The following is a 26949-nucleotide window of genomic DNA, read 5'->3' as shown; positions in this document are numbered from 1 at the left end:
CCGCCTCCTGTTAGTAAACTAAGATGCTATAGCTATATTTTTATTCTTTTTTACTTTGAACAGCTGAATAACAAGCACGATGACTATAATAGAAACACCAATCACATCCTGCAACATATTTGGAGTGATCAATAAAACAGAACCAGCAAGCGACAGTATTCTAAACAGCCAATTCATCTCGGTGAATAAAAAGCCTTCGGCAGCAACCCCCAGCATAATCACACCCACTACAGAAGTGACAATAACGATCGCACCTTCGACAAATGTTGTGTCAATCATCAACAGAGAATGATTATATACAAAAGTAAATGGCACGATAAATCCGGCGATCGCCAGTTTCATAGAGACAAATCCCGTTCGCATCGGACTTCCTCCAGAAATACCGGCAGCTGCAAAGGCAGCAAGGGCAACCGGAGGAGTAAGATTCGCAAATAGGCCGAAATAAAAGACAAACATATGTGCAACAAACGGCGGTACACCTTGTTGTACAAGTGCAGGCGCAGCCATTGTCGCTGTGATGATGTATGTCGGAATACTTGGAAGCCCCATCCCCAGTATGATACAGGCTATCATTGTAAATACTAAAGTCAAGAACAGGCTGTCCCCGCCGATAGCAACAATTCCGCTCGCAAGCTTCAAACCGAAACCTGTCAACGTTGCTACTCCGACTATGATTCCAACTGCCGCACACGCAACAGCAACAGACAACGCTGACCTCGCACCATCTTCCAAAGCACCCAGAATTTCCTTCAATGACATTCTTGTCGTTTTTCTCAGCTGCGCCGCGAGGATTGTTACAACGATCGTCCAGAAGGCAGCAAAAATTATCGTTTTGCCACTGAAAAACAGCATGTAAATTAGGAATAAAAGCGGCAGGAACAGATGACCTCTTTCTTTTAACACTTCGGAGACCTTCGGCAGTTCGGATCTCTTCATTCCTTGTAACCCGTCTTTTGATGCTCTTAAATGAATCTGCGTGATGATCCCCAAATAATATAGGCCTGCTGGTAAAATAGCTGCCAATGCCACTTGAGAATATGGCATATTCAGCATTTCTGCCATAATAAAAGCAGCGGCTCCCATGACTGGCGGAAGAATTTGTCCCCCCACCGAAGCAGTGGCTTCTACAGCTCCAGCAAAATCTTTTTTATAACCGATTTTTTTCATGAGAGGAATGGTAAATGCGCCCGTTGTAACAACATTGGCTATCGCGGATCCGTTAATACTTCCCAACAGCCCGCTCGCCATAACAGCAACTTTTGCAGGTCCTCCTTTTGTATGACCTGCGACCGCAAGGGCAAAGTCATTGAAGAACTGGCCCATTCCAGACCTTCCCAATACCGCTCCGAATAGGATGAACAGGAAAATATATGTGGCTGAAACACCAACAGCTGTTCCGAATATCCCTTCCGTCGTCACATAAAGCTGATTGACTACCATATCCCATTCATAGCCCCTGTGCCTGAATATGCCGGAGAAACTGCGGCCATACAGTGCATAAAGGAAAAATAACACAGCTAAAAGAGGCAGCGCCCAGCCTGTCACCCTTCGTGCTGCTTCTAGAACAAGAAGCACTAGCAGAACACCAAAAACGACATCCATACTGTTCGGAATTCCGCCCCTTTGGATGATTCCTAAATAATCTGCAAAGATGTACACTGCCGTAGAAACAGATAAAACGGCTAAAATGGCATCAAACCAGTTAAGCTTGCTTCTGCTCATCTTTTTGCTTGCTGGATATAATAAAAAGATCAAGACAAGAACAAGTGCAACGTGAATCGCCCGGTGCTTGATTGTTGCAGGTGCTCCAAAAACAGATGTATATAAATGATATAAAGAAAACCCGACCGCAATGATAGAAATCAACATTGTCATGTACTTGTTCTTGAACATCCGAAAACGTGACTCTGCATCATATTTTTCCAAAATCTCCACATGACCTTGTTCTAATTCGGCGGTCTCCTGTCCAATCGTTTCTTTTTTCATTTTGTCACCCCTTCTCTATAATCATCTCCACTTTATGATGATGAGGAATATCATCAGGCAGCAGAAGTTCTTTTCCATTTTTATATACCGTCAATTCAGCCAGTTGGGAATGAATCCAATAATAAGCCGGCTTTGTCTCATTTAAATCTTCCATGACTACATATCCATCTTTGATTGATACTTTCCCGCCCTTTTCATTGGGAACTCCTGCTCCAAATGATTGAAAACGGGTTTCTGTCAAAGTAAAGGTTCCATCTTTTTCAATCTTCAGTTTTTCTTCCCAAATCGTTCTTTCCACCGAATGTCTCCAGTGAACGATGATTTCATCGTCTGGGTTGACTTCTTCTCTTATGTACTCAGTCCCATCTTCTTGATCGCACAGGACCAGTTCGAGAGATTGATGTTTATAATACATAAAAAAGGATGTAAGAATAATAAAAATGATCATGACAATCCAAAAGCTTTTTTTAAGAAGAAGGAGTTGGAGCCAACTCCTTCTTTTTTGTGTTTGACTGTTTATTTTATAACGCCTTCTTCTTTATAATACTTCTCAGCCCCCGGATGCAATGGAATGCCAAGTCCTTCCGGAGCATTCTTCACATCGATATCTTCTGCTGCACTGTGGGCATTTTTCAAAGTATCGAGATTTTCATAAATCGCTTTCGTAATATGGTACACTTCTTCTTCTGATAAGTCCTTGCTTACAATCAATGCATTTGTAATAGAAATTGCCGGAATATCTTCCTTATTGCTGTATGAGCCGGCAGGGATTTTTGCCTCTTTTAGATAAGAGTATTTTTCTGTCAGATATTTCATTGCATCGTCTTCGATTGGAAGGAAGTTAACACCATGCGTTGTTTCCAAATCCATAATGGCAGAGTTTGGAATTCCACTGCTTAAAATAGCCGCATCAATAATACCGTTTTTCATTTGCTCTGCTGCTTCTGCAAAAGATAAGTAGTCAGGTGTAATATCATCATAGCTCATTCCATGGCCTTCCAACAGAACCCGTGCAGCAAGCTCAGTACCAGAGTTTGGTGCACCGACCGCAATCTTTTTCCCTTTTAAGTCTTTAAAAGATTTGATACCTGAATCTTCAGTTGCAATGATTTGCAGGTAGTTAGGATAAAACGAAGCAAGTGCTCTTAAGTCTTTTTTTGCTCCTTCCTTTTCAAATGCACCTGATCCTTCATAAGCCTGGAATCCAGTGTCCCCAGTGATAAAGGCCAACTCAGCGCGATCACTCAGAATCAAATTTACGTTCTCAACCGAGGCCTGTGTTGCCTGAACCGAAGCATCGATCCCAAGATTGTCTTCCAAAATCGTTGCAAGCGCTCCCCCCATTGGGTAGTAGACTCCTGACGTACCGCCTGTGGCGATGGTAACGAACAAGTCGTCAAATGAGGCTTCTCCGTCTTTCCCCTTACTGTCCGAGGCACTCTTATCTTTGCCCCCGCATGCTGCTAATACAAGTATTAGAGCAAAAAGTAATACCCATAATTTTTTCATCTTTTTTGACCCTCCATTTGTAATATTGCTCTCGTATTCTTAAATTGCAAAATCCATGCCAACTAAAAAAGCCTGTCTTTTCAAGCGCTTCCATTGTCGAACATAAAAAAATGCGGCAAAAATTTCCGCTCAAGGGAATGTTTTGCCGCTTTCTTTATAATTTTTCAGCTTTTCACGCAATCCTCGCTCACTGATCCCCAGCATCTCCGCTGTTTTTTTTCTGTGGTTACCATTCTTCTTTAGTGTGGCCAGTATCACTTTCTTTTCAATTTCCTTCAATGGATTTCCCGCAAGCATATTGGCTGCCGCTTCAATTGTATCAACATCTTCCCCCTGCTGTACCAGCTTTTGGGTATACCTTCTTGGCAGGTCCACCAATCCGTGTTTGTCCACTTTTTCAACAATCATGGCAGACTCCACAATATTGGCAAGCTCGCGAATATTTCCCGGATAGTCATAATGTAAAAGCCATTTTAGTGCTTCTTCTGAAAAACCTTTAATCTTCTTGTTCAGCTCTTTATTGAATTCATCGATAAAGTGATTGATCAAAAGCGGCAAATCTTGCCGCCTTTCCCTTAATGAGGGTAAAGTGATTTCCAATACATTGAGGCGGTAGTAAAGATCTTCCCTAAAAATTCCTTGTTCTACTGCTTGTTTTAAATCTCTGTTTGTTGCTGCGATGATTCTGACATCAAGCTTGACCGGTTTAACCGCTCCAAGCGGAGTCACTTCCCGCTGCTGTATGACCCGAAGAAGTTTGGCTTGCAGGGATAAAGGCATTTCTCCTATTTCATCAAGGAAAATCGTTCCACCCTGGGCAAGCTCGAACTTACCCTCCCTTTTAGACATAGCTCCAGTAAAAGCGCCCTTTTCATGGCCGAACAGTTCGCTTTCAAGTAGATTTTCCGGGATGGCAGAACAATTGACTACTTCAAAATGCTCCCTTTTCCTTTTTCCAGAATAATGGATTGCCCTGACGACCAATTCCTTGCCTGTCCCGCTTTCTCCTGTGACAAGTATGTTTGAATCAATATCTTTCACTTTATCTATCAATTCAAAAACATGTTTCATGGCCGGACTGTTCCCGATGATCCCTTCGTAAGCATACCTCTTTTCCAGTTCCTGGCTTAAATATTCCACTTTTTTGTTCAACTGCTGGAATTTTACTGCCTGTCGCATCGTAGAAAATAGTTCTTCCATATGAAGGGGCTTTGTAAGATAAGAATAAGCTCCCTTCTTTATTGCTTCCACAGAAGAAGAAATGGAACCGTACGCTGTCATCATCACAACAACTGTGGCGGGCTGGATAATTTTAATTTCTTCTAATATATCAAGCCCGTTCACAGCACCGATTTTAAGGTCAAGCAGACAAAAGTCAAACTCCTGTTCTTTTAATATTGCAAGCCCTTTATAGGGATCTGTCATTGCTTTCACTTCAAACTCATCTTCCAACGCAAACTTCAATGAAGAACAAATGGCCTGTTCATCATCTATGATTAAAACTTTCATTCTTGATTCTCCTTTTTAGGAAACCTCAGCTCAAATATACTTCCGATGCCCGGTTCACTTTCGACTGTCAGGGATCCGTTATTCTCTATTATATATTGCTTTGAAAGAGAGAGCCCAAGCCCGGCGCCTGATGCTTTTGACGTATAGAAAGGTTCGAAAATTTTTCCTATCTCTTCTTCCGATATCCCTTCCCCTTGGTCGGAAAGTTTCACGACCACCGTTTCTCCGGACCGACAGGCCCTTATAAAAAGGGATAATGTCTCCTGTTCTTGATTATTTTTCCTTTTGTTATCCATCGATTCAATAGCATTGAGAAACAGGTTGATCAATACTTGGCTTATTTGGCTCTCATCCGCCTCAATCCATAAATCAGCCTCCACTTCCCACCTGATTTCGATATTTTTATTTTCTGCCTCCTGTTTAAATAAAATAATCGTAGATTGGATGAGCTTTTCCAAATTAAGGGGTTTTGCAACACCGCTCTCCGGCTTGGCGTAATTAATCAACCCTTCCACAAGCTGATTAAGGCGCTCGATCTCTTTCGGTACAAGAGTGGAGATTTCATTTCGGAACCTCTCATTGTCCATTTTTATCGGGATAAGTTGAACAAATGTTTTGATGGATGTGAGTGGGTTTCGGATCTCATGTGCCAGTCCTGCAACAAGCTGAATCAGGGCACGGCTCTTTTCCTGTTCCTGCAATTGGTCCTTAATTCTCTTTTCCGCTGTAATATCTTCAAAAAAGAGGAGGACGCCTGTAGTTCTTTTCTCGAAATTATATAACGGCTGGATATCATAACGTAAATAGGAATCTTCCCTACCCGGAAGTGCCGCCTTCCGTTCTTTTCCGATTAACTTCTTTCCCGATTTGATTGTTTCATCCATATTCCCTTCAAGCATATTCCATAGAAAAGGAAAATCACTTGCTTTTTTTCCTTCCGGCTTTTGCTTTTCCCCCATCATTTCGAGGGCGACACTATTGATTGTTGTAATGATGCCATTATGGTTACACGTGACGACTCCTCTGGCGCTGGATTCTAAAATCTGCTCTTTGAACTGGTCGCTGTTTTTGGTTTTTTGAACCTGTTCTATTAAAGACAGATTCATTGCTTGCAAGTCTTTCGTCTTTCGATTGACTTCCCGCTGGAGGATTCGGTTCCAACGAAATCCCAGCAAGAAGATGATAAGCGCCGAGACAACAATAAAAATGAGCATCTCACGGATTTTCTTTAATTTTTCGCTCAATGGCGACTCAAAATCTTCAAACCACTCATTATATATTTCGGAATAGCTGTCCGTCAGTTTAAGTTGCCGAATTCCTATATTCAAATGATGCATCAATTGATAGTTCCCTTTTTGAACAGCAAAAGAGTATTCAAGCGGCAATAAGTGGCTGTCTAAAAATTGATATTGATCTTCCAGCCCTTTTTCTTTCAATAGATATTTTGCTGTAATCTGATTCCCGACATAGGCATCCGCTCGTTCCTTGTACAAAACCTCAAGACCGGTTTTCACATTGTGGGCAGAGTGATAATGGATATGCCGAATATTCCTCAGAAAGCCATATTCCATTGTATTGTACTGAATAGCAACCCTCTTGCCTTGAAGATCAGTGAGCTCCTTGATCGGACTGCCCTCTGGAACTAAGACGCCAACTGAAGAAGTCAAATACCGATCAGTAAAATCAACCACTTCACTAAATTCGGCCGTGAACGGTACCCCCAGGATGATATCGATCTCTCCTTCACGAAGGGCTTCAATGCTCTGGTTGATGGTAAGCGGAACATATTGCACCCGGAAATTCTGATCCTCGGCAATTTTTTCTATCAAATCAATATTAAAACCGACATACCGGTCATCACGGATAAATTGATAAGGCGGAGATTTCGGATCAAAACCAACCTTCAAAACCTTAATTTCAAGAGAATTCACACTTTTCCCATTTGCAGGGCTTTCATCTTGATCCCCTTGAGCTGATACAGGAAAGAATACTAAAATAAAACTTATAAAAATAATGACAAGTTTTTTCAACAGAAAGCTACACCTCCCGACAGAGCCTTCCAGTCCGTGATACTAGATTAGCCTAGCCTGGCAGAAGGTGCAATATCAAATGTAATTGTCTCAGTATATGACAATGCCTGCAAAACCGGCGATGAGGATGATCAATGCGGGATGCCATTTGAATTTCATCAGGGCAAATAAGCAGAATAAAAACAGGAGGCCTCCTGGCAACGCCTCTTCCGAAAGAGAGAATAGGCCGTTAGAGCCAGCGAATGAATAGGCTGCAAATATGATTAGCGCGGTAACGACAGGACGGAGTCCATAAAAAGCGGATTGTACCGCGGGGGCTTCGTACAATTTGTAAAAGAAAGCGGCGATGATGAATACAATCAGAACCGAAGGAAGTGTGATTGCAACTGCCGCTACAATAGCTCCGAGCAATCCAGCTGTATGAAAACCAATAAAAACGGCTGTGTTCGTGGCAATCGGCCCCGGCGACATCCCGGCAACCGCAATGACATCGATCAGTTCCTGGGATGTCATCCAGCCATGACGTGTAACTTCCAATTCAACCATCGGGATGATGGCGTATCCACCTCCGAATGAAACAAAACCGACCAGCAAAAACGTAAGAAATAGATCCAATAGCATATGCGGTTCCCCTCCTTAGTCGACCTCTGATCTAGACGATTTACTCCCTCTTTGATGACTTCAACTTTTTAATTGAGATCCCGCTTAAGATTCCTGCTGTAATCAGAAGGACAGGATGCATATGAAAGAAAATAAGCAGTATGACTGCCAATGCCATAATAGTCAAGGTTGTCTTATCAGAAATAGAGGATCGGCCGGTTGTCCATGCAGCGTATACAATCAGGGCGACGACCGCCGGCCTGATCCCTTTAAAAGCTTCCTCTGCATAATGATTATTTCTGACGGTAAGAAATAAAAGGCTTAAAATGATGACTATAAAAAAAGTCGGAATCATCATACCGATTGTCGCGGCAATCGCTCCCTTCACTCCCCCAATCCGATATCCGACAAAAGCGGCCGAATTGACCGCCACTGAGCCAGGGGCTGCTTGTGCAAGTGCAATGGAATCGACGATTTCTTCGTCTTTAATCCATTTTTTCTTATCAACAACTTCTTTCTTCATTAGAGGCATCATGACAAATCCCCCGCCAAATGTGACCGGGCTGATCTTCATGAACGTCCAAAACAGCTGCAGGAGTAAATGAACCTTTTTTTCTTTCATTTGTAAAGACGCCCCCTTTCTTCTTTTTTCCTTTTAAGAATAAAGTATACCTGTTAGCCCACATCAAAATATGACTGTAACACCTGCATGGCCGCTCCAAGTGCAATGGCTTCTTCTTTTAAGGAGCCTTTTTTAAATGCAGGAGACAAGGCACCCGGCATATACATATGGGATTTTGCGCAGTCAGTCGCTTCTTCATAAAAAAAAGGGACCTCATAGACAAGGCTGCCGTGGAGAACAACGAGTTCCGGACGAACCGAATTGATGATGTTTGCCAGACCGATTCCGAAGTAGAAAGCGCCTTTTTTTGCAATCCGGACTGCTTCGGGGTCATTCTCTTTCAGTAATTGCAAAAAACCCTCAAAGGATATTTCCTTTTTACCGCTGGCTCTTCTGTATTCTTCAACCATCACAGGGAAAGATGCATACGCGCTCAAACATCCTTCCCTGCCACATATGCAGACCCTGCCGTTTGCCTGTACAATAACATGTCCCAAGGCACTTGTATCCCCCCGGTCGGAATTAAATACTTTTCCATCACTCATGACACCGCCCCTGATTCCGTATCCTTGGACAAAATAAAGAATATTGCGGAACGATTCGCCATGCCTGACAAATTCAGCCACCGCCGCACTATTTTCTCCATTATCAACTAAAATGCGCACGGGGAATCGGGAAAGCCTTTCCCTGATATCAACATTTTCCCATCCGGAAGAAAGAAATGATTCGGGATTCACCATTTTTCCTTCTTTCCTTTGAATTGGTCCAACTGCTCCTACCCCGATACCGAGCAAGTCTTTAAAGGATATATTATATTTCGCCAGCCATTTGTCGATTAAATTATTGATCTCTTGAAAAACAACATCAGGCGTCTGTTCCTTCGTCATCGGGATGACATGCCGCTCCAATATGGAAAAATCAACCGTCGTCAGAACCGTTCTTACGGCAGCCCGAGATATATCGATCCCGATAACCCATGCAGCTTCCTTGACCGTTTCATATAAGATTGGCGGACGGCCACCGCTGGAAGGACCGATTCCTCCTTCCTTAATCCAGCCGTTTTGGAGCAATTCCTCGATCGTCCTGGTCATCGTTGTCGGCCTTGCCTGTAAAAGCTCGATCAACTCCGCTTTTGAAATGAATTTGCGCTTTTGGATCTGTCTGTATGTCTCTTTTAAAAGTGAATTTTTTCTAGAATCGTCAGCCAGGAATTCTTTCAGCAATTTTCATCCCCCTGATAAAATATATCTGTGTCCATCACCTTTATTCCTTTTTGGAATTAAGCTCTGTTTATAATGTAAATGACAGAGGATAAATCTTCAAGTGTTTTTATTTGATACTGCAGGTATTGTTAGACATCCCCCACTGCGTTTTACTCTCGGGGAAGGAAATACACTGGATGTCCACCATAGTAATATATGGCTATGGTACAATCTGAGGAAGTTAGAAAAACATGACAAGGACGACTCCATCGCCCCAAGTTGCCAAATATACGAGCTCGGATCTCTAAAGTGGAGATAATGAATTCAAAAAAATGGAAAATACCTTGAAACCTATAATAGGCAAAGCTTTTTTCATCCGTATGTTTATTCTAGTTTTGTCTTTTATGAATCTAGATAATAAACACTTTATTGATGTTGATTTTCATTTATTTCTCCTGAATTTCTCTCTATGTATTCCATGAAAACCATTTTCCTTTTAAACAGGATTTGCACACCATAGCAGGTTAATGTTTTATCTGCCACCCATCCTTTAACGTTTTCCGGATCATGCATTATTTACTTAGAAACAAATTTTCCGCTCCCCTCATACAAAATTAAACGTGCCCTTCAAAAGGGCACATTTTGATCATCCTTGTTATAGGTTTGAATCAGTCCTTTTACCAGTAAAGTAAAAGTTGTCATATCCCCTACCAGATAGGTTTCTTTTACACTAGCAGGGCGTACTTCGCCATATCGATTAATCCAACAAGTTTTTATGCCAAGCTCTGAAGCAGGAATAACGTCATATTTAAAACCGAAACCAGCATGCAGGATTTCTGATTTATCAAGGCCTAATTTTTCAAGTGCTAAATGGAAACCATCACGATTTGGTTTATAATTACCCGCCTGTTCAGCAGTAACAATTGCGTCGAATTCAACCCCCAAATGCTTGACTGTTTCAGAGATAATTGCGTCATCCGTATTTGTAATGAGGGCAATTTTTGTATATTTCTTTAATTCATTTAAAGCATCTACAGTATCAGGAAAGGGCTTCCAGCTTCCCATTGAATCCGAAAAACGAATGGCATCTTCGGTACTGAAAGGATACCCATAATCTCTAAACGCCATCGGTAAAGTATTTCTAAGAACCTCCTTATAAGGCCGATATTTTTCTTGAATATATTCAAATTGTAAGTTTTCCCAATGTCGCTGGAGAGCTACCACATCTGCATGATTTATGTAACGCGCCTTTGCCGCGCTGGGGTGGATGTTGAGTTCCACCTATATCCAGGGTGTTATCACGGGTTTGAGGGGGTTGAAAAGAAAGTTAACAGGTCCGGAAATGTTTCTTCGAGTAAGTCATTTAATAAGAAACCAGATCTGTAAATTTAGGTTGGGTTCAAAATGATTCTTGTCAGCAATATCGGATGTTCAATACATTTCTTTCAGCCGCGCTTGCATTGGCGCGGTTATTATGTGTGTCCTGCGATTGCATAGTTTAAGTAGTTCAAATCCATTCAGTAACATGCTAATGGCTCCCTATGTATTTGCGATGTCTCCCTGCCAACTACGCCAAGGTTTCTTGCATAAGAATATCCCATTTTGGGTGATCCAGTATTTCGTCACGGAAGGGATCTAATTGTCCGACGCATGTATAGGTATATGGCAAACCTGTTAAATCAGTTGCCCTGGCTGGGGAGGCATACTGAGATACATGTTCTGTTCCATTTTTACCATTTAAGTACATGGACCATCCTTTTTGATTCAAATCATGATTCCAGATCATATTCCCTGTTATTTCTAAACTTGAAGGCGTATTATTCCGATCGTCTATCATTGGGTACAATGGCATTTGAAAGCATAATTCGGGACCTTTTCTATCTCTGGCTAGTAATGATAGGGCTGCTGTTAATCCGCCTCCTGCGCTTGCCCCCGCCACTCCAATTCTAGAAGAATCGACTCCTAATTGGGATGCACGTTCAGAAAACCAATTGAGTGCAGCATAGCAGTCCTCAAGTCCTGCCGGATACGGATGTTCCGGCGCTAAGCGATAATCGACGGAGACAACAACACAATTTGCTTCAGTGACATATCGCTGACACAAAACGTCATCACCTTCCGGGTCTCCCATAACATAGCCGCCCCCATGGATCCATAAAAGCCCAGGCAAGATTCCGCTTTTTTCTTTCGGTTCATAAATCCGTACCCGAACAGAAGGGTTATCATCCAGACCAGGAACCATTCTCGTAGAAATTTGAACAGACGGATCCATCGGGATTCCTATAGCTTGCGACATTTCAGCCATCATCTTCCTAGTCGCTTCAATATTATCTAAATCAAGGGGTGGGAAAAAATCGAGTGTCTCTTGTAATTCGGGATCAATTCTATTTTTCATTCTTAATCTCCTCCAGTTTATTTTTTAAAAGATGTATGTGCCTTCAAATTATTTTGCAATAGGTTAGGCCATTGTTCCGAATAGTTTTCTTTCTGCAGCAAACTATGCCGTTAAACCTCCATCAATGGTGACTATGGATCCGTTCATATAACTGGCTTCATCTGAAGCGAGAAAACTGACCACATTCGCTATCTCCTCCGGGTTTGCAGGTCTTCCAAGCGGCCCGTTTTGTTCGGAGTCACTCATATCCAGGTGTTTCGTCATATTAGTGATGACACCGCCTGGACAAATAGCATTTATCCTTATCCCCAGCGGTCCATATTCAACGGCGGACGTTTTTGTAAGACCGACAATTCCATGTTTGGCCGCAGCATAAACGCTTAAATATGGCGTACTATGAATCCCCCCTGTTGAGGCTGAATTTATAATCACTCCTGATTTCTGCTTTTCCATCACATTTAATACATGTTTCAGTCCCAGAAATGCACCTTTCAAATTAACCGCTATGATTTGATCAAACATTTCCTCACTATGGTCCGCCAATAGAGCTGGTTGATTAAGGATGGCTGCATTATTGACAAATACATCGATTCTGCCATATTTCTCCCTTACAGTGGAAACATACTTTTCAAGATCCCCATTTTTCGAAACATCCGCTTTGATAAAAATGCCTTCTCCACCCTTTTCTTTTACAAAAGCAAGAGTCTCTTCACCCCGTTTATGATCAAGGTCAACAACCACCACACGCATTCCTTGCTCTGCCAATTTGAAGCTAACGGATCGGCCGATACCGCTCCCGGCACCAGTTATGACCGCAACTTTATTTTTCATAGTCATTGAATTCCTCCATTCTGAATTTAGACTATCTATCTACTAATTCATTACCTGCATAGGGGATAAGGTAAATCCGCTGTATCCATCAGATACCACTTCATCGCATCTCTGCTTATATACATCAAACCCGGCAAGGTAAATAAGGAAGCTACGGGGTTTGCCTTCGATATTCGCACCGGTATACCAGGAATCTGTTTTCACATATAGTGTGTTGTCGGCTACTTCCCGGCAATGTTTGCTCCAAGCCTCTTCTGCCTTTGCGGTAGGCTCCATTGTTTCTACACCATACTTTCGATGATATTCCATACAATCGGCAATCCACTCCACATGCTGCTCAATGGCTGACGGCATATTAACCAATACGGATGGACTTTCAGGACCTGTAATCATCAAGAAGTTCGGAAAGCCTGCGGTTGCGAGGCCAAGATATGTCCTTACTCTAGAGCCATCTTCCCATTTTTCCTTCAAAGATACGCCTTCCCTTCCGCGAATATCAATCTTGAATAGTGGGCCGGTCATGCCATCATAACCGGTGGCGAAGATGATAATATCTAATTCGTATTCCGCTTCCGTTGTTCTAAGCCCCTTTGGAGTGATTTCTTCAATTGGAACTTTCTTGATATCTACTAAGGTAACGTTATCCCGGTTGTATGTCTCGTAATAATCCGTATCCAAGATTGGACGCTTCGTCCCAAAATAGTAGTCAGGTAACAGCTTTTCCGCTACTTCAGGGTCATGTACCGTCTCCTTGATTTTCGAACGGATAAAATCGGCCGCCGTTTTATTGGCATCTTCATTGATAATAAGGTCGTAATAGGCGGACGTCAGTGCATAGCCTCCTTCCTCCCAAGCTTTCTCATATACCTGTTGACGCTCTTCCGGTGAATCGGACAGTGCAGAAATAGGTCGAAGTTGAATACCGTTTCCAGTTGGAGAGTTGCGCATGATCTCCTTGATTTTTTTAAAATTTGCTTTTGTTTCCTTAATAAACTTTGGGTCATAGCGACGGTTTCTTGCAGGCATTGTATACTGTGGGGTTCTCTGAAAAACAGTAAGGTGGTCCGCTTCTTTCGCAATTACAGGAATTGCCTGGACCCCGCTTGATCCGGTACCAATGACGCCAACCCGCTTCCCTTTAAAATCGACTTTTTTCTGCGGCCAGTGTCCGGTATGATACCATTCTCCCTCAAAACAATCTAAGCCTTTAAAATCAGGAACATTGGCAGCGGACAAACATCCTACTCCTGATATTAAATACTTTGCCGAAACGCATGTACCATCATTTATCTGAATATCCCATCTATTCTTTGTCTCGTCATAATGTGCTGCGGTTATTCGGGTATTAAACTGAATGTCCTTACGCAAATCAAATGTATCTGCTACAAAATTAAGATACCTTAAAATTTCAGGCTGTTCAGGGTATCTGGAAGTCCAAGTCCATTTTTTATAGAGCTCTTCAGAGAAGGTATAATTATAATAAATACTTTCTACATCACAACGTGCTCCTGGATAACGGTTCCAATACCAGACCCCGCCTACTCCATCCCCAGCTTCATACACTCGGGTTGAGAAACCTGACTCCCGCAAACGATGGAGCATATATAATCCAGAAAAGCCGGCTCCAATGACAACTGCATCCAAATCTTCCACAAGAGTAGTTGACATCTTTTTACTACCTCCCTAATTAAGATAATGAAGGAACAAAGTTTCTTAAAAACCGTTTGTCTTTTCCCACGATTCCTCTTACTAGATAATACGCTTATCTAAATAATACATATTTTCAAAATGTTTGAACATTGCCTATTTTTAAGATATTATATACCTTAAAAAGGGGATGATTCAGTGATCTCACACTATACCATTCAACAATCCATACAAAATTTAGAGTCTGCCTCAAGTCATGAACAGCATCTTTTTAACATTCTAGAACTCTATATAGATATTTTCCCTGTGGAAAATGGGTATTTGTTAAGATATTCGCCACTTGGCTATCTTGCAGAAGGACTGATTTTCCTTAACTCAGAAGGCGGTGTACATATAGGGCAAATCCGGGATGATATTCGGAACTTCCCCATTATTTATTCCGCCATTAGTGAAAAGAAAGCAAAATATTGCACTGGGCTTGAGTACTTGAAAAAAATGAGCAGTAAATATTCCATTTCTTCCGACTTCAATACCCTCGTTGTTGTCCCAATCTATTATGGCACCGTTGTCTTTGGCTATATATGCAGTTCAGAATTTGAAGAAAACACCCTCATTGACGATCACCTGCTTTCTTCTTTTACCCTCTATGGGAAACTAGTAGGGAAAGTATTAATTAACAGTTCAAACGAAGATGCAGGCACTCAAATCTTAAGCAGAAGAGAATTAGAAGTAATGAAACGGATTGCTGCAGGAGAAAGTACAAAGGAAATGGCATACTTAATGGACATTAGCGAATTAACTGTCAATCAATACGTTAAAACAGCCATTAAAAAACTTGGTGCCAAAAACCGTTCACATGCAGTCGCTAAACTATTCATAAATGGAGTCATTTCATAATTTTTCAGGGGGAATTACCGGAATTTTCTGCTTTTAAATACATTTAATTGTACAATTCCCATAAAAATACCTCCTTCCCCAGTTGGAAAAGAGGTTTAACATCATTTACTCTCCGCAGTGTATGCCACACAATGCAGCTTTTCATTTTCATAGTGGTAATCAATATATTCTCCAGGGTTTTCTGTATTTCCGATATTTTCCTTTTCCTTCAGAAAAAACCCGCTACATGCAAGATTACTTTCAAGAAAACTGAATTGAAGATTCTCTACGTGTCCATTGGGATAGAGCTCCTGCAACCTTTTATAGGAACGGGATTGCTTTTCATAATAAATGCTATAACCGAAAATCGCAGTTGCCTGCTTAAAATACGGGGTTAGTTTCTTCAGAGGAAGAGCATTGTTAAACAGCGAATAATCATTAAAAGATAAGACATCCAGGACAACGTCGATTGACTGGTACTTAAAGGGCAAGTCCAACTGGCTGTTCACAATATATATCACATTCAGTTTTGGGTTGAAATGCTCTATTTTTCTCTTCAATTTCCTAAGCATCTCCACCGTATTTCCACAAAAAACATAGAGGGCATCAGGACATAGTGTATATAGCAACTTCGGTGGAAAAACATATGTTTCTATGTTTGTTTCGAGTATTACCTTATTTGAAAAGTGTTTCCGTTGCATCCGTTTATAAATCCACTGATTAGCTTTCTCAAGCAGACTGATGAAGCTTGGAGTGATCTCTTTAATCATTTGCTGATCATATATATAATGTTCGTTCTGGGGCGAAGTAGAAAGGTTCGGCGTGATAATAATCCCATCCCTGATTGCTGCTTCATATCCGCAGGAGCAGCGGAAAGCCCCCTTTAATACATACTGCTCTTTAATAAAAGCATCTGTGACATGAAGAGCTTCTTGGCAATGCGGGCAGTAAAACATCGGTAAAAATATCAACGGGACGCCGGTTTCTTCTGTTGAAACATTCTTCTGATGAATCGATTCGATTTTTTCATCCAGCAACTGGAGGGACTTGTTTAATTTTTCCCTTTCCCTGAGAAGTTCCTGCTTCTTTTCAATCAACACTTTCAAATAAAAATCTATTTCCTGGATATCAACGAAATGGGTCAAACGCTTCAAAGATATAACTTTATGAATTTCCTGCAAAGTAAATTGCAGCCGTTTTAACTTGACGATCAATTCCATATCATCCGTGCAAGTTGAGTCGAAATAATAATGGGACCCTTTCTTCGTCGGAATTAACAAGCCCATCTCTATATAATGACGAACCGTATCAATCGTTACATGAAAGGTTTTTGCGAAAAGCCAAGCAATTTTAATAGATGTTGGAACGACGAATAAAACCCGAATCCGCGACTACGATTATCTAATTTTCCAGCTACAAAAGAGATAAAATTGTCCCGTCGCTGCTCTCCGTCTGATACAATGTCAAGATCAACTTCTTCCTGCAATCTCAAACAATCGATTACCGCCTTGTCGGCAATTTTATTAAATTCGCTCTCATTTATTCTGCCAGCCTTTTTGTCGCGAAGTCCATGTAATATCTCCTTGGACCTAGGCCAGCTTCCAACAACTGTAGTAGGAAACAACGGTAGCTCCATTTCCTGCCCCTCCTTCTTCCTAAAAAACTGGTGCAAATCTAATATCAATATGTACGGTTCGGGATAATGTTTGAAAAATTGGAGATCGTTCCAAAGTCAATTCCCAAGCTTCTTCCAGCAAATTTGCTTCTTCCGGTGAACTTACATAAAACGTACCGCTTATCTCTATAAGCATTGGACTTCCTTCATCTTCAAGCTGCATATGATAAAGGACATTGTCGATCCTTCCTTTTACACTACACTCCAAAGCATCTATAGTTAAGCCTCTGCGAGATGCATGCTGTTTGTAACCTACAACAAGACAAGTCCCAAGAGAACCCAACAAATAATCGACCGCACTGGGTGCATCCACAGCAGCTGAAAAATCAGCCGGCTGGCCTGCTTTAAACGTATGATTTCGACTGTGGACATTGGCCGTCAATCCTTCTTTCGCTTGAACGCGTACGCTCCATTGGTAATTTCGAGCTGCTTCAAAGTCTTCCTGAAGGCTGCTTTCTGTTCCGCCTTTTCTGATAAAGTAACTCACATCCTCTTCATTTTTCCTGGAATCAAGATATTCATGTTTAACCATTCTGCACCAGGCTGGCAAATCTTCTGCAACAGTCCGCTCCCGACTCCGGACCTCTAATACTTCCCCATTTTGGATACCATCGATATGTTTCTTAATAATAAGGAGAAGACCTGAACCACAGTCCAAGTCTCCTCCATCGCAAGTTGCTGCAACCGCCGGAATTTCCTTCATTCTTATTCCCCCTAATAAGTGATACAGGCAGCACCTTGAGAAAGGAATTCAATAAGCTTTGCACCACCGACTATTTTTGCTCCATTTACCAGTTTCTCCTCATCCAACCCGCGTTTTTTAAAACATGGGCTGCAAACCCACAGTTGTCCTCCTGCTTCCAGGTATTGACTCATTAGTTCTTTTAATGGAGCGAAACCTTCTTCATGGATATCATTTGTATATCCCTCTTCACTCAGATAGACGCCATCAACAGTTAGAAAAACGACCGTTTCTTGTCCTGATGCAACAGAAGCGTTTGCTACAACAAATCCAACAGTTGCTTTATCCGTATCATTTTTAGCACAAGTAATACTGACTGCAATTTTCCCCATGTATATTTCCCCCTTGAAATTTATGTATTATTCCGAATGTAATATACACTTTCTTTCCCTTGATCCACCCGCTTCAATAACGTATGCCCCTGCAAGCGGCACCATGCCGGGATATCTTCCCTTGCACCCAAGTCGTAGGATTTGACCTCTATCACTTGATTCTTATTCATTTTATTCATTTTCATAAATAGATTCATGATCAATTCTCCACAACCCGTAGGGCCCGCATCATAAACAACATCTGCTTTTAAGGAATTTTGAACCAACTTTTCACCCCGCCAATATGTATGCTTCAAAAGGTTCAGTTTTTAGCTGCCAACTCCAACTGACTGCCCACCTTTCAACAAATATTTCGAATATATACATAATAACATAAGTTTATTTAAAATATAAGTTTTATTTATAATATTTTGATAGTTATTGACTCAGAAAGCTGAAATGTAGACAGGGATACATGAATGCGGACACCTATTATTAAGGAGACCAGAGATCCTTCGAACGAAAAAGAAGAAATGGGCCTGTCTCCTAAGAAATCCACCCAATGGTATTGAAATATATTTCTGTTATCGTACTCGATTGATTTCCTCAAAAAAATTCTCCATAATAAAGTTTCCCGCTACAACCTCCATCTTTTGTGTTGCAAAAGAATTCAAGCTAAAAAACTGCACCTCCTAATAGGGTGCAGTTCATAAAAAACAGAAACTTTACAGCTCTTTTTTCACTTCAACAATAGAATCGTCAATAATGGAAATCATAGTTCCAATTTCTTCTTGTGTAATGCAGAACGGTGGTGCGAATGCCAATGTATCTTGGCCCCCATACACAATACTTCTGCCCAGCAGGCCACGGTCAAGGGCTTTGGCTACCACTTTTGCAGAAATCGCCTCCGCATATCTTTCTTTCGTTTCTACATTTTTGAAGAACTCAATGGCACCAAGCAGGCCGACTCCCCTGCGGTTACCCATGAATGCATGCGTCTCTTCAAGATACTTTAGACCTTTTTGAAGCTCTTCTCCCATGTAGCGGACATTTTCGACCATGTTCTCATTTTCGATGATTTCCAGGTTTTTAAGCGCAACAGCACAGCACATCGGATGACCGCTATATGTGTAGCCATGCCAGAAGTTACCCTCATAGTTTTCCATCAACTCATTTTTGATTTTGTCAGAAATGACCATTCCACCAATTGGAGCATAGCCACTGGAAATTCCTTTAGCCATACAGATGATGTCTGGAACGACTCCAAATAGATCCATACCAAAGTTCTTGCCCGTTCTTCCGAATCCGCAAATAACCTCGTCAGCGATGAACAGAATATCGTTCTCGTCACAGATTTTGCGGACTTCCTGGAAATAGCCCTCTGACGGTGGATTAACTCCTCCGGATCCTTGAATTGGCTCGGAAATAAATGCAGCTATGTTCTCTGCGCCCTCTTTTTCAATCAATGCTTTTAGCGATTCAATTGTCGAATCTACATATAGGAAGCCTTGCGCCAAAGACGTAGTGAACTCCCTGAATGGCTCGATTCCTGTTGCGCTTGTCGCTCCCATTGCTACGCCATGATAAGAGAGGCTACGGGAAATAATTTTGGTTTTATTCGGCTGGCCTTTCACTTTCCAATAATGGCGGACCGTTTTAAAAGCCGTATCATTTGATTCAGAGCCGCCGGACGTAAAGAACGTTGTGTTTAAATCACCAGGTGCCCATTCAGCCACTTTCTGAGCCAGTTCGATAACCGGTTCGTGACTGTTCCCAGCGAATGTTGAACTGAATGCCAGCTTTGACATTTGCTCTGCCGCCGCATGGCCCAGTTCCGATCTGCCATGACCGATATTTACATTCCAAAGGGAAGATAAGCTGTCAATCAGTTTTCTGCCTCTGACATCTTTTAAATAAATCCCTTCACCTTCTGTAAAAATAAATCCAGGTCCGTTTTCCATATGCTGTTTGATGGAAGTTGACGGATGTAAAAAGTGCTTTTTATCAAGAGTAGAAAGTTCCTCGAATTTCACTTGTGCATCGTTCCTTATTTGCATAGCCATATTACATTCCTCCTAGTTTTTTAATTTTATTGAGCCTTTCTTTTTCTTACAAACTCTGGCACTGATTCCGATGTGATTTTCGGTTTGTGATCCTCTTTGATTGTTTTGATCAGCGAATAGGTAATAAGTAGCAATATAACAGTAAATGGAAGCGCTGTGACAAGCGACGCCGTCTGCAGCCCTTGCAATCCGCTGCTGATGATGAGCACAGCAACGATAGCGGCCATAAGAACACCCCAGATCACTTTAACCAAAGTCGATGGATTCATATCACCATTTGATGTCATCATTCCTAGAATAAAGGTAGCCGAGTCTGCCGAAGTAACCAAGAATGTGACAATCAACAAAATAAATACAATTGAAAGAGCAGTACTCATCGGGAAGTTACCGAATGTGGCGAACAAGGCACTTGTCACGTCAGTTTGAACGGCATCCGCAATATTGCCACCTTGGAAAAGATCCATATGAATTGCAGTGCCTCCAAAAACTCCGATCCACATAGTAGCTATCAATGGAGGGACGATCAATACGCCGAAGATAAATTCCCGGATTGTTCTTCCCTGCGAAATCCTTGCGATGAATGCACCGACAAATGGAGACCAGGCAATGACCCATGCCCAATAGGCGATCGTCCATTCCTTCGTCCAAGTACTTCCTTGGTAGGGCGACAATGCCAAGCTCATGCCGAAAAAATTCTGGATATAGTCGCCGATACCTAAAGTAAAGCTTTCAAGTATAAATCTAGTCGGTCCCAATAGCAGGACGATAACAACCAATCCCAATGCCATACTTAGGTTTAAAATGCTTAAAATTTTGATTCCTCTATCAAGCCCAGTGACCGCTGAAGTAAGGTACATGACCAGTAAAATTGCGGTGATGATCAGGAGACTCGGGGTATTTTGCGGGATTGAAAATAAATAGTCCAGCCCGCCGTTGATTTGCAGAATCCCCATGCCCAGTGAAGTAGCAACCCCCATCACCGTTGCAATGACAGCCAGTACATTGATTGTTTTACGAATTCCGTTTTTACCTCTTCTCCCGATCAACGGGTTCAATGTCGTACTAATTTCCGCTTTCTCACCTTTCCTGAACTGGAAATAGGCCAACACTAACCCGACAATGGTGAATACGGACCATTGATGTATACCCCAGTTGAAAAATGAATACTGCATGGCGACCCTTGCCGCTTCAGGGGACTTTCCCTCCAATGCCAGCGGACTGTTGACAAAATGGCTCATCGGCTCGGCAACTCCCCAAAAAACAAGTCCTGCACCAAATCCGGTGCTGAACAGCATGCCGATCCATGTGTAGAAGGAGTACTTCGGCTTTTCATCATCTTTTCCAAGCTTCAAGCTGCCATATTTACTAAGAGCCAATCCAATGAGAAATACGACAATAAACAATACGGCTAACAGGTAAAACCATCCAAAAGTATTCGTTGTAAATTCATATGCAGCATTTGCCGCATTCGACAAGCCAGCAGGATCTACCGCACCCCACAGTACGGCTAAAAATACGATGATGGCTGAAATCCAAAAGGTACTATTCATAAAACTCGGCTTCGTTTTTTTCTTCATAAGATGCTCCCCACTTATTAGTATCAAATGCGCCTTGGCGTATTTGCGCCCAGATTTTTCTCGAGCTCCACTCGATAAATTTCCTCTGAAAATCTGTGGCATCCGCCGGAGGCTTTAACTTTATTCAGCCGGTGTTTGACCCCCCACTGAAATGGAGTACCAATATGCGTTCATCTCAACAATTACAGAAGTGGGAGACTTCTGCTGAATGAAGTTATAATCTATAGCTGGGTTCCGACATTCTGAAGTTTAAAACTGACCACCTTTGGTTCGGTCATATCCTGTATGGCAAATTTGACGCCCTCTCTACCTAGCCCTGAGCCTTTGACCCCGCCAAACGGCATGCCGTCAATCCGGTAATCGCCGCTGTCATTGATCATGATGCCCCCAACATTGAGCTGATGAATGGCAGAAAATGCCTTTTCAATATCCTTCGTAAAAATTCCTGCGTGAAGTCCAAAGTTAACATCATTTGATCTTTCAATTGCCTCTTCTATATCAGTAACGGGGTATAACAAAACAACTGGCCCAAAAATTTCTTCTTTGGCAATCATTGCGCTTTCCGGTACATTTTCCAATACAGTCGGAGTATAAAACGCACCGTCCCTTTTTCCTCCGATTAAAAGTTCTGCCCCCATATCCACTGCTTCATTTACCCACGTTTCAATTCTGATGGCTTCTTTTTCATTGATTAAAGGACCCATGTCAGTTGTTTCCAAGCTCTTGTCCCCAAATTTGTATAAAGCCGTCTTTTGCAAGAAAGAAGATTTGAAATCTGCATAGACTTCTTCTTCAATGAAAATCCTTTGGACGCCAATGCAGTTTTGTCCTGCTGCGGAATAAGCACCGGATACACATGCATCAACAGCTTCCTTGATATTGGCATCTTTTAAAACAATAGCTGGAGAATTAGATCCAAGCTCCATGCTCAGTTTTTTCAAACCGGCTTTACGTGCAATGCTTTCACCAGTCTCCAGACCACCGGTAAAAGATATCATCCTGACGTCCGGATGAGTTACAAGGACATCACCAACGTCCCTGCCGCTCCCCGTTACGACAGATAGTATTTTCTCAGGAAGTCCTGCATGGTCAAACGCCTTTGCCAGGAGAAGGGCACTTAAGGGGGTCATTGTCGCCGGCTTGACGATGATCGCATTCCCCGATGCAATAGCCGGACCAATTTTATGGGCAACCAGGTTCAGCGGATCATTGAATGGCGTAATCGCACCGATGATGCCAATTGGGAAACGGTAAAAGTAACCGACCCGGTTTTCGCCGCTTTCAGATTGGTCGAACGGGATTGTTTCTCCATTGATCCGTCTTGCTTCTTCCGCGCTCAATCTTAGCGTCTGAATACAGCGTTTTACCTCGTTCCTTGCTTCCTTTATCGTCTTGCTGCCTTCCTGCGAGATGGTCACTGCATATGCTTCGCTTCTTTCTTTAATGTAATCTGCTGCTTTATTGATGATGCCCATTCTAAGGTGAACCGGCATGTTTGCAGCAATTTCCGCCCCTTTTTTCGCTTCCTCTATCGCAAATAGCATATCCTCTGCAGTGGCTGCGGGAACAGTAGTAATCAACGAGTTATCCTGGGGGTTGAGAACATCTGTCGTCCGGTCGCTCCCCACCCACTTTCCGGCCAGATACATTTCTCTTCCCCTTACTTTTGTAGACAAATTCATCACGCCTTTCCAGATGATTGTATGACCCTGAATTTCTTATAGACCTTTTCCTGCAAGCAAACGGTCGGCCGTTTCCGCCAATATGGATACTCCCATCTCCAAGCAGCGTTCATCGATATCAAAAATATTTGTATGAAGATCCCGGTTCTTTCCGTCTTCAAGCGAGCAGCCTAGGAAAAACATGGCCCCTGGTATTTTTTGCGTCATATAGCCGAAATCTTCCCCTCCCATTCCGAAAGGTTCCCTTTCCACTTGTATTTCCGGATACAGGTCCCTCGCTGTTTGGACCAATAATGCATTGACAGCCGGATCATTTTTTAATGCAGGTTCCCCTCTTTCAACATTGAAGGTATAGCTGCCACCGAAGGATTCTGTTATTTTAAAAACGTTTTCAACTTCTTTGATCAGCTGCTCTCTTGCTTCCGGAGAGTAGGTTCGAAGAGTTCCTGTAATGGACACTTCCTCCGGAATAATGTTGCTGGCCGTTCCAGTATTGATTTTCCCGATGCTTGCCGCTGCTGTATCAAGCGGTGATATCCTTCTTGAGACCAATCCATAGAACGCCTGTAAAACAGAGCCAAGCATCCAAATCGGATCTTTTGTCAGATGCGGATAGCCGCCGTGTCCGCCTGATCCGATGATTTTCGCATGAAAAACATCGACATTGGCCATGCTGTAGCCGTCATTGACCTGGATTACGCCGACAGGATGCCAAGGGCAGACATGAAGGGCGACTACCGTTTCGACATCGTCAAGGATTCCTTCCTGAATCATCCTGGGTGCACCTGATAACCCCTCATCATCAGGATCCTCTTCAGCAGGCTGGAATAAAAACTTGATTGTGCCGGACATTTTCCCTTCTTTACATCTATCGGAAAAAATTTTGGCGATGCCGAGTAAGATTGCCGTATGGGCATCATGACCGCAAGCATGCATCACTCCGTCCCTTTTCGATCGATAAGAGTGGGTGTTCTGCTCCAAGATAGGCAAGGCATCCATGTCGGCACGGATGGCAATCGTCGGTCCGCTTCCTGATGAAAGCGTACCGACGACACCCGTTTTGGCAACGTTTGTCTGAACAGAGATATTTCCAAATTCATTTAACTTGCTGCTGACAAACCGGCCAGTTTCATATTCTTGAAAACTCAATTCAGGGTATTGATGAAGATGACGGCGCCACTCGCACAGTTGATGTGAAATCGCCCGAACTTCTTCAATGATTGTCTGTTTATCCGTGATCATGGTTTAACCCCCGTCTACCGCTGTTCATGTGAAGTGAAGAGACTTTTTGTTATCAATCTGTAATCCAATGCCTTCTTTTTCTGTTAAAAGCTTGAATGCCAGAAGGGCGATGGCTGTATCTTGGACACCAGTCCCTGTCAAATCACATACAGTAATTTCCTCGTCGCTCAGTCTTCCTTCTGTTTTTCCTGAAGTCACTTCACCCAATTCTATAATTGAGGCATCTTCTGAAATAAATCCTTGATCAATCGAGTGATGGAGCTCGCCAAGCCTTGCACATTGCGCCTTCGTATCACAGACGAACCTGTCAGCTTTCTTTAAAACATCCGCTTCGAGTTCCTGCTTTTCCTCTGCATCCGAGCCCATCGCCGTGATATGGAGACCAGGGTGCAGCCAATCCGCTTTGATCAGGGGCTCTGTGGCAGGTGTTGTTGTTACAACAATGTCACTGTTGCGGACAACCGTTTCCACATCTTCAGCAATTTGGATATCAGCATCCAGAATATCCTCCATATCTGCTTGCAGCTGTTTCGCGTTTTCAAGAGAGCGCCCGTAAACCAACACTTTTTCAAAATCGCGGACCAAGTTCAACGCCTTCAACTGGTAGCGCGCCTGTGCTCCTGTCCCGATGATCCCTACTGTTTGAACATCCTTTTTTGCGATATGCTTTGCGGCAATCGCTCCTGCTGCGGCAGTCCTGACCTCTGTCAAGTAGCCATTATCCAGCAGTAATGCTTTTGGTTCACCGGTGACTGTGCTTATCAGCATCATCAGTCCGTTTGCACTTGGCAGGCCAAGCTTGTAATTATTAAAGAAGCCGGATGAAACTTTCAAGGCAAACATATCTTTTCCCGGAATGTACGCGGTTTTAACATCGACTTCCCCGTTACTCTCTTTTACATCCACCCGCATAATTGGGGGCATGATGACATCCTTTACGGCCAACTGTGTAAAAGCATCTTCAATGACAGGCAGAATTTTTTCTTCAAGCTGGATCATTTGTTTAATCTCTGATTCAGTAAAAATACGCATTTCCCCACCACCTAGCTAATAATAGTTAAATCCAAATCTTCCTTTATGATTAACTCTCTTCTGTAATCGGCGAGTACCTCGCATCCGTTTTCCGTCACCCGGAACGACTCGCTTATCTCGATTCCATAGTCATCAAACCAAAGACCAGGAATCATATGAAAAGTCATGTTTGGCTCCAATACTGTAAGATCTCCGCGTCTGATACTTGCGGTATGCTCGCCCCAATCAGGTGGATAGTTCAATCCCATTGAATAGCCAAGGCGGGATTCCTTTTCGATCCCATATTTTTTAATGACGTTATACCAGGCAAGTTCAACTTCTTCGCAGGTGACACCTGGTTTAACCGCTTCAAGTGCCGTGTTCAGACCTTCAACTACAATCTGAGAAACATTATAGGCTTCTTCACTCGGCTGGCCGATCGAAACCGTTCTTGCCAGCGGCGAATGATAACGCTGGTGACAGCCTGCCAGTTCGATGATGACCATCTCTCCGTATTTATACTGTCTGTCTGTCCATGTTAAATGCGGTGTTGAAGTATTTTCTCCTGATGGAAGCATCGGAACGATTGATGGATAATCGCCTCCGAATTCCGGAGTTCCGGAAACCAGGTTTTTATAGATTTCTGCGACTACATCACATTCGCGGACACCTGCTGCGATATTTTGAACAGCTGCGTCCATTCCTTTTTCAACAATTTTTGCAGCCCGCTTGATATATTCAATCTCCTGGTCCGACTTAACTAGCCGGACATAGTTAACTAGCAAACTAGCATCTGTAAACACCGCATTCGGAAGACTTTGCTTCAGCTTTTCATAAGCAAGGGCCGAAAAATAGTAAGATTCCATTTCAAGCCCGATTCTGCGGTTTGATTGTCCAATCTGATTTAATATATCCGCTACGAATTCCATAGGATGTTTGTCGGAATGTACATAGGTTTCCGGATAAGGGATGATGCGTTCATCAAACAGCCAAGTCGTAGCTCTTGCGCCGTTGGCATCCATATGTCTGCCAATCCAGATCGGCTGCTCTTCGTCAATAATGACTACAAGCAGTTGGTCAACATAAAATGACCAGCCGTTATACCCGGATAAATAGTTCATATTTGCTGGGTTCGTGATGAGCAATACTTCGATACCTTTTTCCAACATTTTTTTCTTCGTCTGTTCCAGCCTGTGCTGATATTCTTCATAGCTGAATGGCAACATATAAAATCCCCCTTTGCAAGTGCTTACAATTTTAAATTCATTATATTAAATAAAAATTGTAAAAACATCGTCAAATGTGTATGAAAATAAATTATACGCTTTTATACAGATTGGAAAAGAAAAGCGGAGGGCGACGTTTAGCGACGTACAGACTGGAGTGGCTTCGACGAGATAAAGGAAACACGCGGAACGCAGTGGAGCGATGTTGACTTA

General features: G+C 42.5%; 24 protein-coding genes. 1 reads left to right on the top strand and 23 read right to left on the bottom strand.

Going from position 1 to position 26949, the window contains the following annotated elements:
* Positions 1 to 18: 18 nt before the first annotated feature.
* The 12 genes from C509_RS0116405 to C509_RS0116345 all read right to left on the bottom strand — a co-directional run bounded on the left by C509_RS0116405 (position 19) and on the right by C509_RS0116345 (position 14352).
* Positions 19 to 1986 (bottom strand): TRAP transporter permease, encoded by a 1968-nt coding sequence (locus C509_RS0116405; RefSeq protein WP_018708022.1) that lies wholly within the window; start codon positions 1984 to 1986, stop codon positions 19 to 21.
* A gap of 4 nt (positions 1987 to 1990) precedes the next feature.
* Positions 1991 to 2434 (bottom strand): DUF1850 domain-containing protein, encoded by a 444-nt coding sequence (locus C509_RS0116400; RefSeq protein WP_018708021.1) that lies wholly within the window; start codon positions 2432 to 2434, stop codon positions 1991 to 1993.
* A gap of 68 nt (positions 2435 to 2502) precedes the next feature.
* On the bottom strand, positions 2503 to 3495 hold the full coding sequence (locus tag C509_RS0116395; protein WP_018708020.1) for a TAXI family TRAP transporter solute-binding subunit: 993 nt from the start codon (positions 3493 to 3495) through the stop codon (positions 2503 to 2505).
* A 129-nt stretch (positions 3496 to 3624) separates the two neighbouring features.
* Positions 3625 to 5004 carry a sigma-54-dependent transcriptional regulator gene (locus C509_RS0116390; protein WP_018708019.1) on the bottom strand — a complete coding sequence of 460 codons (1380 nt, stop codon included), beginning with the start codon at positions 5002 to 5004 and terminating at the stop codon, positions 3625 to 3627.
* A complete protein-coding gene (locus C509_RS24115; RefSeq protein WP_018708018.1) occupies positions 5001 to 7034 on the bottom strand; it encodes a transporter substrate-binding domain-containing protein in 2034 nt (677 codons plus the stop codon). Before C509_RS24115 ends, C509_RS0116390 begins: the two co-directional genes overlap by 4 nt.
* Before the next feature lie 90 nt (positions 7035 to 7124).
* Complete coding sequence (locus tag C509_RS0116380; RefSeq protein ID WP_018708017.1) at positions 7125 to 7655, bottom strand: chromate transporter; 531 nt, start codon at positions 7653 to 7655, stop codon at positions 7125 to 7127.
* 40 nt (positions 7656 to 7695) lie between these two features.
* Positions 7696 to 8256: a chromate transporter gene (locus C509_RS0116375; RefSeq protein ID WP_018708016.1), complete on the bottom strand. Its 561-nt coding sequence runs from the start codon at positions 8254 to 8256 to the stop codon at positions 7696 to 7698.
* Positions 8257 to 8309: 53 nt separating this feature from the next.
* Positions 8310 to 9479, bottom strand: a complete 1170-nt coding sequence (locus tag C509_RS0116370; RefSeq protein WP_018708015.1) for an ROK family protein — start codon at positions 9477 to 9479, stop codon at positions 8310 to 8312.
* A gap of 606 nt (positions 9480 to 10085) precedes the next feature.
* Positions 10086 to 10586, bottom strand: a complete 501-nt coding sequence (locus tag C509_RS25165; protein ID WP_018708013.1) for an HAD family hydrolase — start codon at positions 10584 to 10586, stop codon at positions 10086 to 10088.
* Positions 10587 to 11025: 439 nt separating this feature from the next.
* Entirely contained in the window at positions 11026 to 11853 is an 828-nt protein-coding gene (locus C509_RS0116355; protein WP_018708012.1) for an alpha/beta hydrolase, read from the bottom strand.
* Between the two features lie 102 nt (positions 11854 to 11955).
* Positions 11956 to 12690, bottom strand: a complete 735-nt coding sequence (locus C509_RS0116350; RefSeq protein WP_018708011.1) for an SDR family NAD(P)-dependent oxidoreductase — start codon at positions 12688 to 12690, stop codon at positions 11956 to 11958.
* Positions 12691 to 12726: 36 nt separating this feature from the next.
* A complete protein-coding gene (locus tag C509_RS0116345) occupies positions 12727 to 14352 on the bottom strand; it encodes a flavin-containing monooxygenase (RefSeq protein ID WP_018708010.1) in 1626 nt (541 codons plus the stop codon).
* A 177-nt stretch (positions 14353 to 14529) separates the two neighbouring features.
* Between C509_RS0116345 and C509_RS0116340 the strand changes: the two genes are divergently transcribed.
* On the top strand, positions 14530 to 15228 hold the full coding sequence (locus C509_RS0116340) for a response regulator transcription factor (protein WP_018708009.1): 699 nt from the start codon (positions 14530 to 14532) through the stop codon (positions 15226 to 15228).
* A gap of 101 nt (positions 15229 to 15329) precedes the next feature.
* On the opposite strand, the gene C509_RS0116335 is transcribed toward C509_RS0116340, so the two are convergent.
* From C509_RS0116335 to C509_RS0116280, 11 genes are all read right to left on the bottom strand, one after another.
* Complete coding sequence (locus C509_RS0116335) at positions 15330 to 16493, bottom strand: MerR family transcriptional regulator (RefSeq protein ID WP_245542493.1); 1164 nt, start codon at positions 16491 to 16493, stop codon at positions 15330 to 15332.
* A gap of 29 nt (positions 16494 to 16522) precedes the next feature.
* A complete protein-coding gene (locus tag C509_RS0116330; protein WP_018708007.1) occupies positions 16523 to 16843 on the bottom strand; it encodes a uroporphyrinogen decarboxylase/cobalamine-independent methonine synthase family protein in 321 nt (106 codons plus the stop codon).
* Positions 16844 to 16862: 19 nt separating this feature from the next.
* Complete coding sequence (locus C509_RS0116325; RefSeq protein WP_018708006.1) at positions 16863 to 17585, bottom strand: sulfurtransferase TusA family protein; 723 nt, start codon at positions 17583 to 17585, stop codon at positions 16863 to 16865.
* A gap of 11 nt (positions 17586 to 17596) precedes the next feature.
* A complete protein-coding gene (locus C509_RS0116320; RefSeq protein ID WP_018708005.1) occupies positions 17597 to 17956 on the bottom strand; it encodes a DsrE family protein in 360 nt (119 codons plus the stop codon).
* A gap of 20 nt (positions 17957 to 17976) precedes the next feature.
* Positions 17977 to 18252 carry a sulfurtransferase TusA family protein gene (locus C509_RS27060; protein WP_245542492.1) on the bottom strand — a complete coding sequence of 92 codons (276 nt, stop codon included), beginning with the start codon at positions 18250 to 18252 and terminating at the stop codon, positions 17977 to 17979.
* A gap of 408 nt (positions 18253 to 18660) precedes the next feature.
* The gene (locus tag C509_RS0116305; protein ID WP_018708002.1) at positions 18661 to 19998 is read right to left on the bottom strand and encodes an aminotransferase family protein; all 1338 of its coding nucleotides are present in this window, start codon (positions 19996 to 19998) and stop codon (positions 18661 to 18663) included.
* Between the two features lie 26 nt (positions 19999 to 20024).
* On the bottom strand, positions 20025 to 21575 hold the full coding sequence (locus C509_RS0116300; protein WP_018708001.1) for a BCCT family transporter: 1551 nt from the start codon (positions 21573 to 21575) through the stop codon (positions 20025 to 20027).
* Positions 21576 to 21796: 221 nt separating this feature from the next.
* A complete protein-coding gene (locus C509_RS0116295; RefSeq protein WP_033370278.1) occupies positions 21797 to 23257 on the bottom strand; it encodes an aldehyde dehydrogenase family protein in 1461 nt (486 codons plus the stop codon).
* A 36-nt stretch (positions 23258 to 23293) separates the two neighbouring features.
* Complete coding sequence (locus tag C509_RS0116290) at positions 23294 to 24499, bottom strand: M20 metallopeptidase family protein (protein WP_018707999.1); 1206 nt, start codon at positions 24497 to 24499, stop codon at positions 23294 to 23296.
* 24 nt (positions 24500 to 24523) lie between these two features.
* Entirely contained in the window at positions 24524 to 25531 is a 1008-nt protein-coding gene (locus C509_RS0116285) for a cyclodeaminase (protein ID WP_018707998.1), read from the bottom strand.
* Between the two features lie 11 nt (positions 25532 to 25542).
* Positions 25543 to 26736, bottom strand: coding sequence for a M24 family metallopeptidase (locus C509_RS0116280; RefSeq protein ID WP_018707997.1), 1194 nt, complete (start codon positions 26734 to 26736; stop codon positions 25543 to 25545).
* Positions 26737 to 26949 lie beyond the last annotated feature (213 nt).

It is taken from the genome of Siminovitchia fordii DSM 16014 = CIP 108821 (assembly GCF_000374565.1).
GTDB classification, from domain to species: domain Bacteria; phylum Bacillota; class Bacilli; order Bacillales; family Bacillaceae_C; genus Siminovitchia; species Siminovitchia fordii.
The sequence above is the reverse complement of the archived record's forward strand: the minus strand, read 5'-3'. Positions and strand labels throughout refer to the sequence as shown.

Bases quoted from the DNA above. Each gene is read 5' to 3' on its own strand.
- C509_RS0116405 (WP_018708022.1), bottom strand. From the start codon at position 1,986: ATGAAAAAAGAAACGATTGGACAGGAGACCGCCGAATTAGAACAAGGT.
- C509_RS0116350 (WP_018708011.1), bottom strand. From the start codon at position 12,690: ATGACTATGAAAAATAAAGTTGCGGTCATAACTGGTGCCGGGAGCGGT.
- C509_RS0116300 (WP_018708001.1), bottom strand. From the start codon at position 21,575: ATGAAGAAAAAAACGAAGCCGAGTTTTATGAATAGTACCTTTTGGATT.
- C509_RS0116345 (WP_018708010.1), bottom strand. From the start codon at position 14,352: ATGTCAACTACTCTTGTGGAAGATTTGGATGCAGTTGTCATTGGAGCC.
- C509_RS25165 (WP_018708013.1), bottom strand. From the start codon at position 10,586: ATGGCGTTTAGAGATTATGGGTATCCTTTCAGTACCGAAGATGCCATT.
- C509_RS0116395 (WP_018708020.1), bottom strand. From the start codon at position 3,495: ATGAAAAAATTATGGGTATTACTTTTTGCTCTAATACTTGTATTAGCA.
- C509_RS0116285 (WP_018707998.1), bottom strand. From the start codon at position 25,531: ATGCGTATTTTTACTGAATCAGAGATTAAACAAATGATCCAGCTTGAA.
- C509_RS0116375 (WP_018708016.1), bottom strand. From the start codon at position 8,256: ATGAAAGAAAAAAAGGTTCATTTACTCCTGCAGCTGTTTTGGACGTTC.
- C509_RS0116330 (WP_018708007.1), bottom strand. From the start codon at position 16,843: ATGGAGCTACCGTTGTTTCCTACTACAGTTGTTGGAAGCTGGCCTAGG.
- C509_RS0116380 (WP_018708017.1), bottom strand. From the start codon at position 7,655: ATGCTATTGGATCTATTTCTTACGTTTTTGCTGGTCGGTTTTGTTTCA.
- C509_RS0116280 (WP_018707997.1), bottom strand. From the start codon at position 26,736: ATGTTGCCATTCAGCTATGAAGAATATCAGCACAGGCTGGAACAGACG.
- C509_RS0116400 (WP_018708021.1), bottom strand. From the start codon at position 2,434: ATGATCATTTTTATTATTCTTACATCCTTTTTTATGTATTATAAACAT.
- C509_RS0116355 (WP_018708012.1), bottom strand. From the start codon at position 11,853: ATGAAAAATAGAATTGATCCCGAATTACAAGAGACACTCGATTTTTTC.
- C509_RS0116335 (WP_245542493.1), bottom strand. From the start codon at position 16,493: ATGGGCTTGTTAATTCCGACGAAGAAAGGGTCCCATTATTATTTCGAC.
- C509_RS0116320 (WP_018708005.1), bottom strand. From the start codon at position 17,956: ATGGGGAAAATTGCAGTCAGTATTACTTGTGCTAAAAATGATACGGAT.
- C509_RS0116390 (WP_018708019.1), bottom strand. From the start codon at position 5,004: ATGAAAGTTTTAATCATAGATGATGAACAGGCCATTTGTTCTTCATTG.
- C509_RS0116305 (WP_018708002.1), bottom strand. From the start codon at position 19,998: ATGGCTATGCAAATAAGGAACGATGCACAAGTGAAATTCGAGGAACTT.
- C509_RS0116325 (WP_018708006.1), bottom strand. From the start codon at position 17,585: ATGAAGGAAATTCCGGCGGTTGCAGCAACTTGCGATGGAGGAGACTTG.
- C509_RS0116290 (WP_018707999.1), bottom strand. From the start codon at position 24,499: ATGATCACGGATAAACAGACAATCATTGAAGAAGTTCGGGCGATTTCA.
- C509_RS0116295 (WP_033370278.1), bottom strand. From the start codon at position 23,257: ATGAATTTGTCTACAAAAGTAAGGGGAAGAGAAATGTATCTGGCCGGA.